General features: G+C 66.0%; 12 protein-coding genes. 4 read left to right on the top strand and 8 right to left on the bottom strand.

Annotated elements, in window-relative coordinates; genetic code table 11:
- Positions 1-15: 15 nt before the first annotated feature.
- The 8 genes from ACFFJ7_RS00690 to ACFFJ7_RS00655 form a co-directional block, all read right to left on the bottom strand.
- Positions 16-498 carry a flavin reductase gene (locus tag ACFFJ7_RS00690; RefSeq protein WP_166953696.1) on the bottom strand — a complete coding sequence of 161 codons (483 nt, stop codon included), beginning with the start codon at positions 496-498 and terminating at the stop codon, positions 16-18.
- A 96-nt stretch (positions 499-594) separates the two neighbouring features.
- Complete coding sequence (locus ACFFJ7_RS00685) at positions 595-1,335, bottom strand: SDR family NAD(P)-dependent oxidoreductase (protein ID WP_377590257.1); 741 nt, start codon at positions 1,333-1,335, stop codon at positions 595-597.
- 10 nt (positions 1,336-1,345) lie between these two features.
- The gene (locus ACFFJ7_RS00680) at positions 1,346-1,711 is read right to left on the bottom strand and encodes a hypothetical protein (RefSeq protein WP_377590255.1); all 366 of its coding nucleotides are present in this window, start codon (positions 1,709-1,711) and stop codon (positions 1,346-1,348) included.
- 99 nt (positions 1,712-1,810) lie between these two features.
- Positions 1,811-2,977 (bottom strand): acyl-CoA dehydrogenase family protein, encoded by a 1,167-nt coding sequence (locus ACFFJ7_RS00675; RefSeq protein ID WP_377590253.1) that lies wholly within the window; start codon positions 2,975-2,977, stop codon positions 1,811-1,813.
- 386 nt (positions 2,978-3,363) lie between these two features.
- Complete coding sequence (locus ACFFJ7_RS00670) at positions 3,364-4,074, bottom strand: ABC transporter ATP-binding protein (RefSeq protein ID WP_377590251.1); 711 nt, start codon at positions 4,072-4,074, stop codon at positions 3,364-3,366.
- Positions 4,074-5,843, bottom strand: coding sequence for a branched-chain amino acid ABC transporter ATP-binding protein/permease (locus tag ACFFJ7_RS00665; protein ID WP_377590249.1), 1,770 nt, complete (start codon positions 5,841-5,843; stop codon positions 4,074-4,076). Before ACFFJ7_RS00665 ends, ACFFJ7_RS00670 begins: the two co-directional genes overlap by 1 nt.
- Positions 5,840-6,883 (bottom strand): branched-chain amino acid ABC transporter permease, encoded by a 1,044-nt coding sequence (locus ACFFJ7_RS00660; RefSeq protein ID WP_166953686.1) that lies wholly within the window; start codon positions 6,881-6,883, stop codon positions 5,840-5,842. The genes ACFFJ7_RS00665 and ACFFJ7_RS00660 overlap by 4 nt, the downstream gene beginning before the upstream one ends.
- Positions 6,884-6,925: 42 nt before the next feature.
- The gene (locus tag ACFFJ7_RS00655; RefSeq protein ID WP_166953684.1) at positions 6,926-8,077 is read right to left on the bottom strand and encodes an ABC transporter substrate-binding protein; all 1,152 of its coding nucleotides are present in this window, start codon (positions 8,075-8,077) and stop codon (positions 6,926-6,928) included.
- A gap of 590 nt (positions 8,078-8,667) precedes the next feature.
- On the opposite strand from ACFFJ7_RS00655, the gene ACFFJ7_RS00650 reads away from it, so the two are divergent.
- The 4 genes from ACFFJ7_RS00650 to ACFFJ7_RS00635 are packed head-to-tail and all read left to right on the top strand — an operon-like array spanning position 8,668 to position 12,390.
- Positions 8,668-9,462 (top strand): aspartate/glutamate racemase family protein, encoded by a 795-nt coding sequence (locus ACFFJ7_RS00650; protein ID WP_377590246.1) that lies wholly within the window; start codon positions 8,668-8,670, stop codon positions 9,460-9,462.
- 44 nt (positions 9,463-9,506) lie between these two features.
- Positions 9,507-9,935, top strand: a complete 429-nt coding sequence (locus ACFFJ7_RS00645; protein ID WP_166953680.1) for an organic hydroperoxide resistance protein — start codon at positions 9,507-9,509, stop codon at positions 9,933-9,935.
- Positions 9,936-9,961: 26 nt separating this feature from the next.
- Positions 9,962-11,152, top strand: coding sequence for a thiolase family protein (locus ACFFJ7_RS00640; protein WP_377590243.1), 1,191 nt, complete (start codon positions 9,962-9,964; stop codon positions 11,150-11,152).
- Positions 11,149-12,390 (top strand): SDR family oxidoreductase, encoded by a 1,242-nt coding sequence (locus ACFFJ7_RS00635; RefSeq protein ID WP_377590241.1) that lies wholly within the window; start codon positions 11,149-11,151, stop codon positions 12,388-12,390. Before ACFFJ7_RS00640 ends, ACFFJ7_RS00635 begins: the two co-directional genes overlap by 4 nt.
- Positions 12,391-12,392: the final 2 nt, after the last annotated feature.

Genomic DNA, 12,392 nt, shown 5'->3' with positions numbered 1-12,392 from the left:
AGAGCCGCCCCCCACTCAGGCGGGATGCAGATGGTGGAAGCTGCGGTTGAAATAGACGAGGTTTTCCGCCTCCCGCATCCTGATGCGCTCGACTTCGCACATGAAGATGGTGTGCGTGCCCACCTCGACGCAACCGGCAATCCTGCAATCCAGCGCCGTGGGGGCATCGCTGAGCACCGGCGATCCCGTGGCCAGTGTTTCCCACTCCCCGCCGGCGAACCTGTCGTCGCTCGACATCCGGTTGCTCGCGAAAGTCTTCGACAGCGCCTCGTGCCGCCCCGCGAGGATATTGACGCAGAGGACACCGTTCTCGCGCACGATGTCGTGCGAGCGGTTGGCGCGGTTGATACATACGATCAGGGTCGGCGGCGAATCCGTCACCGAGCACACCGCCGAAACCGTCAGGCCGCGGCGGCCCGCGGGGCCGTCCGTCGTCACCAGATTGACGCTGGCACCGAGCCGGCTCATCGCTTCGCGGAATTCATCCGAATTGACCATCAAGTGTTACTCCCGCAGGCGGCCTGCCGACACGTTGTTGCCGGGCGGGCACGGATGGCGCGCTCGATGCCGCCGGTCCGCCGCCCGCCCGGACCTTCAACGCAGGTAAAGCCCGCCGTTGATATCCCATGTCGCGCCCGTCACGAAGCCCGCATCGGGCGAGGCGAGGTGCAAAACGGTCCGCGCCACGAACTCCTGCGAGCCAAGCGTGCCGACCGGAATGGTCGACAGCACGCCGGGCATGCGGTCGGCCGGGATGGTGCGGTGGACGATGGGCGAGTCGAGCGGCCCGGGCGCGATGGCGTTCACGGTGACGCCGTAGGGGGCGAGATCGCGCGCGAACACCTTCGTCAGCGTCAGGATCGCGCCCTTGGAGGCGGCATAGTGGGCGCCGGTCGCCGTGCCGCCGTTCTGCCCCGCGAGCGAGGCCAGGTTGATGATGCGGCCGTAGCCGCGATCCCTGAAATAGCGCCCGAACACCTGCGAGCCGGTGAAGGTACCGCCGGCGTTGATCGCCATCACCTCGTTGAACTCTTCCGTGGTGATGTCGAGCACCGGCTGGGCCCGCGTCACGGAGGCGTTGTTGACGAGCACGTCGACGCGCCCCCACTTCTCCACCAGATGTGCGAGAGCGGCTTCGAAATGGTCGCGTTTCGCGATCTCCAGTTCGAGGCCGACGGCCGTTTCGCCCGTCCCGTCCAGCTCCGCGGCGATCTCCAGCGCGCGCGCATGGTTGCGGCCCGTGACGGCGACGCGATAGCCGGCGCCGTGCAGGGTGCGGGCGATGATCTCGCCCAGGCCGGCCGTCGCGCCGGTAACGACTGCAATCTGCGTCATGAGCAATGCCTCACAGATTGGGGATGACGAGTTCGCGGCCGATGCGGGCCTCGACACGGCAGAACTTCCACAGACGGTATTCGCCCACCGGCGTCGTGCGGAACAGGTTGCAGCCGGCGACCACGGTGGCGTGGTCGGGGACGTCCGCCAGGATGTAGGCAGTCCACGGCCAGCCGTTGGGCGAGGTGCCGACCATCGTCTGGTCGTCATCGATGGTGCCGAGAATGGTCACGCCCGGCAGGTTCCTGAGGTCGTTCAGCATCGTGCCGAAGGCCTTCCAGACGGTGCCGATCTCGGCGGCGGGCAGATCGAAAAAGTTCTGCTGCACGGCGATGCAGAACAGGACGCGCAACGGCTTTGCTTCAGTGGTCATCATGGTTCCCCTTCTTTTGCTAGAGCGCGTTCCGATCAGAATTCGCTCAAAATAAGAAATCTAGAGTCTGTCCTGTTTACGTTGAAACAGGACAGATTCCAGTCATGGATAGCCGGGTACGCCCGGCTGGTTGAGCAGCGCGCCGCCCGCGCTCTCCCACGTGCCGAGGCCGAGGAAGGCGTGCTGCGCGACGGCGGCGGCATCGTTCATCGCCCGGCCGAGCGGATGATGGCGGACGATGGAGCGCGTGCCGCCCGCGACGTAGGCCGCGCGCGCCACCTCGGCGCCCGCGTGGGCGGCACTCGTCGCGCCAAGACGCAGGCGAATGCGCTGTTGCTGGCTCAGCTCGTCGCCGGCGAGCAGCGTCTGCCAGGCATCCTCGATGGTGTCGTAGAAGAAGCCGCGTGCGCCCGCCAGCGCCGCCTCGCTACGCGCGAGTTCCGCCTGCACATAGGCCCGTTTGGCGAGCAGCGGCGCGCCGGTGATGGAGCCGTCGCCGCCGGCCATCTCGGCCAGCACGTCGAGCGCCTCGCGCGCGGTGCCAAGCCCGACGACAGCCAGCACCTGCGCGGCGATCGCCATGGAGGGATAGCGGAAGATCGCCCCTTCCCGCCTGGACTTTCCGCCGCGCACGAAGGTCCAGTCCCGCGGGATTTCGGCATCCTCCAGCACCACGTCATGGCTGCCGGTGGCGACCAGGCCGATGGTGTCCCAGTTCTCGTCGACGGTGACGCGCCCGCGCGGCAGCACTGCCATGCGCGGCAGGCCCCCGTCATCCCAGCCTTCGACCTTGACACCGACGCCGACAAGGGAGGCGCCCGTCACGCCCGAGCAATAGTTCCAGCGCCCGGAAACCGTCAGTACGTCGCCGTTCGTCCGCGCCGGCTGCGGCGGGAACAGCGCACCTGCGAACACGGTATCGGGATCGTTGCCATAAATTTCCGCGAACCGCTCCGGCGGCAGCCCCGCCAGATAGACCGACGAAACGCCGAAGCTCGCAACCCATGCCGTGGAAGCATCGGCGACCGCGATGCGCTCCAGCAGGCGGCAGAAATCCGCCGGCGAGAGTTCGTCGCCGCCGAACTCGCGCGGCACGAAGGCCCGGTAACAGCCGATCTGCTGAAGTTTGCGCACGACGTCCTGCGGCACATGGCGGAGGACCTCGAACTCAAGGCGGCGCCGGCGGATTTCGGCGAGGACGGCATCCATGTCGATGGCGGGTTCCGTGCCGGCTGCGGCCGGCCCTCCGGGAGCGGTGTCTGTTGTCATGATCGTACATCCCTCTGTCGTTGGGTTCGTCGTCCGGCCGCCCGCGTCTTCACGCTGGTGATTATTGTCGCGGCTGCGTCGGCGGGCCAGTCTGCCCGTCATCGTGCATATCCATCGAACCAACTTACGTGAAAATTACCGTAATTATGTTTGGAGTCAATATCTTTTTTAAATATATAGTTTCTTTTACTTTGTAAAACGCAAATATCTCCGGACAATAATTCCAGAGCAGATTGCATAACAATACTGAAACCTTGCGCTTACAGATCTAAACTGGTTTTCGCATGGAAAATCTCCCTTTGCCTATTCTCTCCGTGCGCCTTTTTCTGATCCGGCGCTGCGGAGGCATCGGGCGGCGGCCGGGTCCCCTGCCCGGCCGCCGCCATTCAGTGCTCGCCCAGATAGGTGGCGATCAGCCGGGGATCGTGGATGAGATCCTTCGACGGCCCGGCGCTCGCCAGTTCGCCGGTTTCCAGCACATAGCCGAAGTCGGCGGTCTCCAGCGCCGCGCGGGCGTTTTGCTCCACGAGCAGCAGCGACACGCCGAGATCGCGCAGCGAGCCGATGACGTGGAAAATCTCGCGCACGATGAGCGGCGCAAGCCCGAGGCTCGGCTCGTCGAGCATCAGCAGGCGCGGCTTGGTCATCAGCGCCCGCCCCAGCGCCAGCATCTGCCGCTCGCCGCCCGACAGCGTGCCCGCGAGCTGGCTGCGCCGCTCGCGCAGCCGCGGAAAACGGTCGTAGACGGCATCGAGATCGCGCGCGACATTGTTGCGGTCTCGGCGGCTGTACGCGCCCAGGATGAGGTTGTCGGAGACCGACATCTCCGAGAAAAGCTCGCGCTTTTCCGGCACCAGGCACAGGCCGCGCTCGACGCGCGCCTCGACATCCAGCTTCGACAGATCCATGCCGTCGTACAGGATGCGCCCTTTGTAGGGCAGGAGCCCCATGACGGCGGTCAGCAGCGTCGTCTTGCCCGCGCCGTTGGGGCCGATGACGGTCGCGACGCGGCCCGCCTCGACGGACAGGCTGACCCCGCGCACGGCCTCGACCTTGCCGTAGCTGACGCTGACGTTCTCGACGGAAAGCAGCGACATCAGCTCACTCCTCCAAGATAGGCTTCCTGCACGCGGGGATCGTTGCGCACGTCTGCGGGCAGGCCCTCACAGATCTTGGTGCCGAAATCCATCACCACGATGCGGTCGACGAGGTTCATCACCAGTTCCATGTCGTGCTCGACGAGCAGGATCGTGAGATGCTGCGCCCGCAGGGAACGGAGCAGCTCGGCCAGGGCGATCTTCTCCTGACGCCGCAGGCCGGCGGCCGGCTCGTCTAGCACCAGCAGCACGGGGTCGGAAGCAAGGGCGCGCGCGATCTCAAGCACGCGCTGCTGGCCCAGCGCGAGGTTACCCGCCTGCTCGAATGCCTTGTCGGCAAGGCCAACCCGTTCGAGCTGCTGCCACGCCTCGTAGCGGGCGCTCGCCTCCTCGGCCCGGTCGAGCCGCAACGCCGACGAGAGAAAGCTCGCCCCGGTGCGCTGGTAGGCGCCGAGGGCGACGTTGTCCAGCACGCTCATGCGCGGGCGCAGCTTCACGTGCTGGAAGGTGCGCGCGATCCCGGCGCGCGAGGCCTCGCGCTGCGCGCTTCTGGTAACGTCGAGACCGGCAAAGCGTATCTGCCCGGACGTCGCGCGCAGAGCCCCGGTGATCAGGTTGAACATGGTGCTTTTGCCGGCGCCGTTGGGGCCGATCAGGCCGACGATCTCGCCCGCCCGGATCTCGAAATTCACCTTGTTGACGGCGATGAGGCCCTGAAACCGCTTCTCGGCATCCTGCACCTCAAGCAGCGGCGTGCCGGGCGCGGGCTGCTGCCGGCGCGGCAGGGGCGTCGCCGGCGCGGGCGGCGCTTCCGCGGGCTTCGGCAGAAAGCGCGTAACATAGGGCACGATGCCGTTGCGCGCATTCTGCAGGAACAGGATGAACAGGAAGGAGAACGCCACGATCTCAAGCTGCCCGGAGGCGCCGCCCGCGATCAGCGGCAGGATATCCTGCACGTAGTCCTTCAGCAGCGTGATGAGGGCCGCGCCGACGACAGCGCCGATGGGGCTGCCGGAACCGCCGATCATCGCCATCATCAGATATTCGATGCCCATCTTGGCCTCGAACGGCGTCGGGCTCACGAAGCGCCCGAGATGCGCATAGAGCCAGCCCGAGATCGCCGCGAGCAGCGCCGCGATGACGAAGACGGCCAGCTTGATGCGGAAGGCGTCGACGCCGAGGCTCTCCACCAGCAGGTTGCCGCCGCGCAGCGTGCGCATCGCCCGCCCCACGCGGGAATCGAGCAAGTTGTAGGCGAGCACGAGCGCCGCGATGACGATCACCCAGATCAGGTAGTAGATCTGCGTGCCCGACAGCAGTTCGAACGGACCGATGGCGATGGGCGGAATGTTGGCGATGCCGTTGAAGTGGCCAAGCCCATCGATGTTGCCGAAGAGAAAGGCGATGGCCAACCCCCAGGCGAGCGTGCTCAGCGACAGGAAATGCCCTTGCAGCTTCAGCGTCACCAGCCCGAGAAAGGCCGCGATGCTGCAGGTGAGGGCGATGGCGAGCAGAAGGCCGATCCACGGCGAATAGTCGTTGACCGCCGTCGCCCACGCCGTGGCATAGGCGGCGATACCCACGAACGCCGCCTGACCGAAGGAGACGATGCCGCTCACGCCCGTCAGCAGGGCAAGGCCGATGGCCACCAGGGCATAGACGCCGATATAGTTCATCAGCGTGATGCTGAACGAGTTGAGCGCGTAGGGTGCCGCCAGGAGCAGAAGGGCCGCCGCCACGCCCGCCGCACGGATATGGTTAGGGCTCATTCTTCGATGTCTTCTTCTGAATGGGTGGAGGCAAGGGAGCGCCAGATAAGGATCGGGATCAGCAGCGAGAAAACGATCACCTCCTTGAGCGCACTGCTCTGGAAGGAAGCGAAGCTCTCCAGCAGGCCGACGAACAGCGCGCCGAGCGCCGTCGAGGGATAGCCGACGAGGCCGCCGATGATGGCGCCCACGAACGCCTTGAGGCCGAGCAGGAAGCCGGAATCGTAGAAGATCGTGTTGACGGGGGCGATCAGCACCCCCGACGTGCCAGCCATCAGCGAACCGAGGATGTAGGCGATGGCGCCGGAGCGCGCGGGCCGGATGCCCATCAGCCGTGCGCCCGTGCGGTTGACGGCGGTCGCGTGCAACGCCTTGCCGGTCAGCGTGTAGTCGAAGAAAAGATAAAGGCCGATGCTGAAGATCACCGACGTGACCACGATAAGGATCGTCTGCCCGGAGATCAGGATGCCCGCGACATCGAACGCAGCCTCCGTCAACGGCTGGGTGCGGACGCCCTCCGGCCCGAAGAACAGCAGGCCGAGCCCCGACAGCGCGAAATGCAGCGACACGGAGACGATGAGCAGGAGCAGCACCGACGCATCGGCGATGGGGCGGAAGATGATGCGGTCGAGCAGCGGCGCGATCGGCAGCACCAGCAGGATAGCGAGCGCGATACGCGCCGCCATCGGCAACTCGAAACCGATGCCGAAGCGCACCAGGGCGACCACGAGCAGCGGCAGGCCGAGATAGAACAGGAGGGCGCGGGGAACTGCGTGCAAGTCCCCGCGCCGCACAAGAGACACGACCTCTATCAGGGCCGCGATGACGGCGAGCGCGATGACAAGGCTGATCGTGCCCGGCACCTGCCGGTTTTCCAGCGCCGCGAGCGTCAGCGCGGTGAAGGCGGCAATATCGCCGAACGGGACGAAGATAACCCGTGTAACCGTGAAGATGAGCACGAGGCCGATTGCGACCAGAATATAGATGGCGCCGTTGGCGACACCGTCTATTCCGAGGATCGCGGCGATTTCAAGCGTCATTCTGCGTCACGCCTTCCTGTCGTTGTTGAACGGCCAGCGGCCTCAGGGTTCGTATTTCCAGGCGCCGTTCTGAAGGCGCACGAGCACAAGGCCGCGCTCGTCGACGCCATAGTTCGAGGCGGGCGTAAAGTTGTAGATGGCATGCACGCCGGCGAGTTCCTTCGTCTTGAAGATTTCGTCCTTGAGCGCCTGCCGGAACTCCTGCGTGCCGGGCGTGGCCTTCGCCTTGGCGCGCGCAGCCGCTTCCGTGAAGATCAGCCAGGCGTCGAACGAGTAGGCGGAGAAGCCGTCCCTCGTCTCGCTCTTGTTGACCTTCTCGTAAGCCTCACGGAAGGCGAGCGAAATCTTCTTGGCGAAGTGATCGTCGGGCAGCTGCTCCGCCACGATGACGGGCCCGGTCGAGACGAGGATGCCCTCCGCCGACTTGCCGGCGACACGGATGAAATCCGCGTTGACGAGCGCCGGCGTGCCGTAGATCTGGCCCTTGAAGTTGCGGTCGGCGAGGGTCAGGATTGGCAATGCGCCCTGCGTGCCGGAACCGCCGATCAGAACGGCGTCAGGGCGGCCGGCGAGAATCTTCAGGATCTGGCCGGTCACCGACGTGTCCGTGCGCGAGTAGCGTTCGTTCGAGATCACCTTGAACTGGCCGGCCTGTTCCGCGGCTTTCGCGCCCGCGTAGACGAAATCGCCCCAGGCATCGGAAAAGCCGATGTAGCCGGCGTTCTTGACGCCGTCGCGGTGCATGCGGTCAGTCACGACCTTGACCATGAGCGCCGGCGGCTGCGGGACGGCGACCGTCCACTTTTCAGCACCTTCCTTCTCGTTGAGATTGATCGGCGAGATGGCGATGAACGGCACCTTCAGCTCGCTCGCCACGGAGGCGATGGCGATGGTGGCCGGGGCGGTCGCGGTGCCGATGAGGATGTCGACCTTTTCTTCCTCGACGAGCTTGCGCGCGGCGCGGGTGGCGGCGGACGGATCGGAGCCGTCGTCGAGCTGGATGAGCTGGATTTTCTCGCCGTCGACCTCACCACGGTATTCATGGCCGGCGGCGATGCCCTTGGCATACGGGATGCCGATCGAGGAGCCGTTGCCGCTGAGCCCGGTCACGAACCCGACCTTTATATCCGCCAGCGCCGCCTGCGCGGAAAACACGCCGGCGAGAAGCGATACGATGGATAGCCACTTGTTCATCCTGTTTCCCTCACTCGTTTTATTGTTCGATGACGGCTCGGAAGGCGGCTGTCGTCACGGCGGAAACCGGACCGGCAGACGGACGACGCCGGTGTCAGCCCCGGCGATGCCCGTCTAAACCATCGCAGGAACGGGTGACGACGCAAACTTCCGCGCACATTCGTTTCAAACTTGCATGGGAGGCACTCTCCCCGGATGGCGCCTGTCAACCCTCGACTGCGGCATCCTTAATTCCCCTTACGCGACTAGCTCGCGTTATTATTTTAAGCTTAGAAGAATTTCACAACGCAAGTCAATGGCATATTTCAGACGTGGCGCTTCTTTTCGCAGGCGGCCTATGCCGGCATCAAAATTTCCATTTTTTGCCAATATGTTCATCCATTCCTCCCTCATTTTTGGCAGACTGACCGCACACGCAGCAAGCCATTGGCCTATGCCGCTGCAAGATTATTTACGGCGACTGCTCACCTCGGTTGACGGTCCAATTAGTTTATGCTTTAACTTTTTAACCCGCTAAGAACACGTCCGGCCGTCAGCAGCCGGAAATGATTGATCCGGTTGAGAATCCGGCAAGAACGGGCGGAGAGGACATGCGTATTTTCTGGCAGAGCTTTGTGGATGCGTCCGCAAGCGCGCCGTACATGACGCGCCTGCAGGACTATCTGAACGGCATTGCCGCCCCCGGGGTGACGGTGGAAGTGGCGGGAATATCGCCGCCGGATCGCGATTTCGGCCGCCTCAGCGAGCTGCGCTGCGCCATTCTGGCGATCGACAACGGCCTTGCGGCTGAAGACGCCGGCTATGATGCCGTCGTCATGGGCCATTTCCAGGATCCGGGCCTTTATGAGCTGCGCGCCTCGCTGCGAATCCCTGTGATCGGCACGGGCGAGGCGTCCTTTTACGCGGCGGCACAGCTCGGCCGACGCTTCGGCCTTGTCACACTCGACAGCGTTTTCGAGACGTGGCATCTGGAGCAGGCGGCGCTCTACGGTCTGGAGCACCGGGTCGTCGGCGTGCGCGGTCTCGATTGCACGCCCGCCGATTTCAGCGACGCCTTCGCCGGCGACGACGATGCCCACGCCCGCATGTGCGCGGCCTTCGCGGCCTGCGCGCAACCGCTGGTCGACGCGGGAGCGGACGTCGTCATCCCGGCCGGCGTCCTGCCCGGCCTGCTGCTCAGCCGCGAGCGCGGCCTCACCGTGGGGCGGGCGCCCGTCATCAACTGCGCGGCAGTCGCCCTGAAGAGTGCCGAGATGTGGGTGCAGTTGCACCGGCTGAACGGCATCGAACCGAGCCGTGGACCGGCCTTCGCCCTGTCCCCCGCACGGGCGCGGGAGGACTTCCGTGCACTCGTCGCCCGGGGGCGCGGGCCGCAGACCGCCTGACGCCGGAGGCGATACAGAATCATGAGAAATGAGGAAAGCCAGCGATGACGAAACCTGAAAAGATATTTTACACCGCACAGGCAAGCGCCACCGGCGGCCGGCAGGGAGAGGCCGCCAGCACCGACGGGCGGCTATCCGTACAGCTCTCCGTTCCTGCGGGGCTTGGCGGCGACGACGGCCCCGGCACCAATCCCGAGCAGCTTTTCGCCGCCGGCTATGCCGCGTGCTTCCTCGGCGCGGTGAAGCTCGTGGCGCGCACGCGAAAAATCCCGCTGGCGGACGACACGACGATCACCGCCGTTGTCGGCATCGGGCCCGTGGCGGTCGGCTATGCGCTCGCGGTCGAGCTGCGGGCGTCGCTGCCGGGGGTAGAGCCCGACCTCGCCCGGGAGATCGTCGCGCAGGCCCATGAGCGCTGCCCCTATTCCAACGCCACGCGCGGCAACGTCGACGTGACGCTGACCGTGGTTTAACGAACTTGCGTTTGAAGGACATGTCCGTGACCCGCCCAGAACCGCAGGCCACCCGCACACCTTACGATGACGTGGTGCTGGTCGCGCCCGTCACCGTTCCTTACGTGCGCTACTCCATCGAAGGCGCCCATTGGTGGATCGGCCGCGCCCTGCAGGCACTCACACGGGAGGCCGGCATCGCGCCCGGCGCCATCGACGGCCTGTGCCTCGCGAGCTTCACGGTGGGGCCGGATACCGCCATCGGCATCACCCAGCACTTCGGCCTGTGCGTGCGCTGGCTCGACCATGTGGCGATGGGCGGGGTCAGCGGCATCATCTCTCTGCGGCGGGCCGCGCGCGCGGTGCAGGCGCGCGATGCCGACATCGTCGCCTGCGTCGCCGCCGACACCAACCACCCGGACAGCTTCCGGCGCACGCTCTCCACCTTCTCGCGCTTCGCGCAGGACGGTGTCTACCCCTACGGCTCCGGCGGCGCGAACGCCAGTTTCGCCCTGATCGCCCGTCATTACATGGAAAAGTTCGGCGCGACGCGCGAGGACTTCGGCAAAATCGCCGTCAGCCAACGCAGCAATGCCTTGCGTAATCCCAACGCACTGATGAAGACGCCGCTCTCTCTCGACGACTACATCAACGCGCGTCCGATCAGCGATCCCATCCATCTGTATGATTGCGTGATGCCCTGCGCAGGCGCCGAGGCCTTTCTGGTGATGCGGCGGGAAACCGCGACGCAGCTCGGCCTCGCGGGCGCGCGCCTCCTCGCGACGATCGAGCGCCACAATGCCTTTTCCGATGACCCGATACAGGTACGCGGCGGCTGGGCAAAGGATATCGGCGAACTCTATGCCATGGCCGGCATCAGGCCGGACGACCTCGATGTCGTCCAGACCTACGACGACTATCCCGTCATCGTCATGATGCAGTTCGAGGATCTCGGCTTCTGCGGCAAGGGCGAAGGGCCGGACTTCGTGCGCCAGCACGACTTCACCATCGACGGCAGCTTTCCGCAAAACACCTCCGGCGGCCAGCTTTCCGTCGGGCAGGCGGGAGCTGCCGGCGGGCATCTCGGCATCGTCGAGGCGATGCGGCAGGTTCGCGGCGCGGCCGGACCGACCCAGGTCGCAGGCGCACGCCTCAGCCTTGCGTCCGGCTTCGGCATGATCAATTATGATCGCGGCCTTTCCTCCGGCGCGGCCATTCTGGGCGGAGACAACGCATGACCGACCCCATCGCACCCCCCCGCCGGAAAGATCCCCTCAAGCGCACGCGCCAGCCCACCCTGCCCCCGGCCGAGCGCAGCCGCAAGGCGCACGGCCTCATCCGCCCGGCGGCGGAAGGGCGCTTCATGCTGCCGCGATGCGGGGAGTGCGGCACGTTCCACTACCCGCCCCGGGAAGCGTGCCCGGCGTGTTTGTCGTTCAATGTGAAGCTCGCGGACGCGCCGGCCGGCGGCATTCTGGCGAGCGAAACCACGATCAGGGTGCCGAGCGAGGTCTATTTCCGCGAGCGCGCGCCGTGGCGCGCCGGCATCGTCACGCTCGACTGCGGACCGGCGGTGATCGCGCATCTGCACGCCGACTGCACGCTGGGCGCGCGCGTGACGCTGTCCCTGCAGCTCGACCGCAGTGGACAGGCGGTCGCCTTCGCCCATCCCGCGACGAGGACTCCGAACATGGCCGACGACCGGCAATGGCGCGAATTGACCGCCGATCCCAAGTTCCGCCGTGTGCTGGTGACGGATGCGCGCGGCCCCGTCGGCCTTGCCGCCGTCAAGGCCCTGAAGGCGGCCGGCGCCGGCACGGTGTTCGCGGGCGTGCCGGAACAGTGGAAACCGTTTGCGGGTGAGGCGGAGTTGCGGGCTCTTGAAGGCGTGAGCATCGTGCCGCTCGACGTGCGCGACGACAGATCGGTGCGCGATCTCGCCGCAGACATCGGCGCCAAGGTCGACATCCTCGTCAACACCGCCGCCCACATCCGCCCCGGCGGCGTGCTGGACCGCGATGGCCTCAACGTCGTACGGGAGGAGCTGGAAACCGGCTACCTCGGGCTGGCGCGGCTCGCGCAGGCATTCGGCCCCGTCATGCGCGCGCGCGGCGCAGATGGCGTCAACAGCGCGGCCGCGTGGGTAAACATCCTGTCCGTGTATGCGCTCGCGAACCTGCCGGCCTACGGCGCCTGGTCGGCCTCACAGGCCGCGTGCCTGTCGCTCGGCCAGTCGCTGCGTGCCTCCTTCCGACCGGGGGGCCTCAAGGTCGTCAACGTATTCACGGGCCCGCTCGACATTGAGTGGTTCCAGACCGAGCCACCGCCGAAGGTCGCCCCCGCCGCGCTGGCGCGCGCCGTCGTCGATGCCCTGCAGCGCGGGCTGGAAGACGTCTTCGTCGGCGACGTCGCGCAGGATATTCACGCGCGCTTCATCGCCGATCCCAAGGCGCTGGAGCGGGAACTTGCCGGTTGAGG

The sequence above is a fragment of the Pseudochelatococcus lubricantis genome (assembly GCF_042432495.1).
GTDB lineage: Bacteria > Pseudomonadota > Alphaproteobacteria > Rhizobiales > Beijerinckiaceae > Pseudochelatococcus > Pseudochelatococcus lubricantis.
This window is presented reverse-complemented; position numbering and strand designations above follow the sequence as displayed.

Coding starts and splice junctions, on each gene's coding strand:
- ACFFJ7_RS00645 (WP_166953680.1), top strand. CDS start 9,507: ATGACGAAACCTGAAAAGATATTTTACACCGCACAGGCAAGCGCCACC.
- ACFFJ7_RS00650 (WP_377590246.1), top strand. CDS start 8,668: ATGCGTATTTTCTGGCAGAGCTTTGTGGATGCGTCCGCAAGCGCGCCG.
- ACFFJ7_RS00655 (WP_166953684.1), bottom strand. CDS start 8,077: ATGAACAAGTGGCTATCCATCGTATCGCTTCTCGCCGGCGTGTTTTCC.
- ACFFJ7_RS00685 (WP_377590257.1), bottom strand. CDS start 1,335: ATGACGCAGATTGCAGTCGTTACCGGCGCGACGGCCGGCCTGGGCGAG.
- ACFFJ7_RS00635 (WP_377590241.1), top strand. CDS start 11,149: ATGACCGACCCCATCGCACCCCCCCGCCGGAAAGATCCCCTCAAGCGC.
- ACFFJ7_RS00675 (WP_377590253.1), bottom strand. CDS start 2,977: ATGACAACAGACACCGCTCCCGGAGGGCCGGCCGCAGCCGGCACGGAA.
- ACFFJ7_RS00660 (WP_166953686.1), bottom strand. CDS start 6,883: ATGACGCTTGAAATCGCCGCGATCCTCGGAATAGACGGTGTCGCCAAC.
- ACFFJ7_RS00680 (WP_377590255.1), bottom strand. CDS start 1,711: ATGATGACCACTGAAGCAAAGCCGTTGCGCGTCCTGTTCTGCATCGCC.
- ACFFJ7_RS00670 (WP_377590251.1), bottom strand. CDS start 4,074: ATGTCGCTGCTTTCCGTCGAGAACGTCAGCGTCAGCTACGGCAAGGTC.
- ACFFJ7_RS00690 (WP_166953696.1), bottom strand. CDS start 498: ATGGTCAATTCGGATGAATTCCGCGAAGCGATGAGCCGGCTCGGTGCC.
- ACFFJ7_RS00665 (WP_377590249.1), bottom strand. CDS start 5,843: ATGAGCCCTAACCATATCCGTGCGGCGGGCGTGGCGGCGGCCCTTCTG.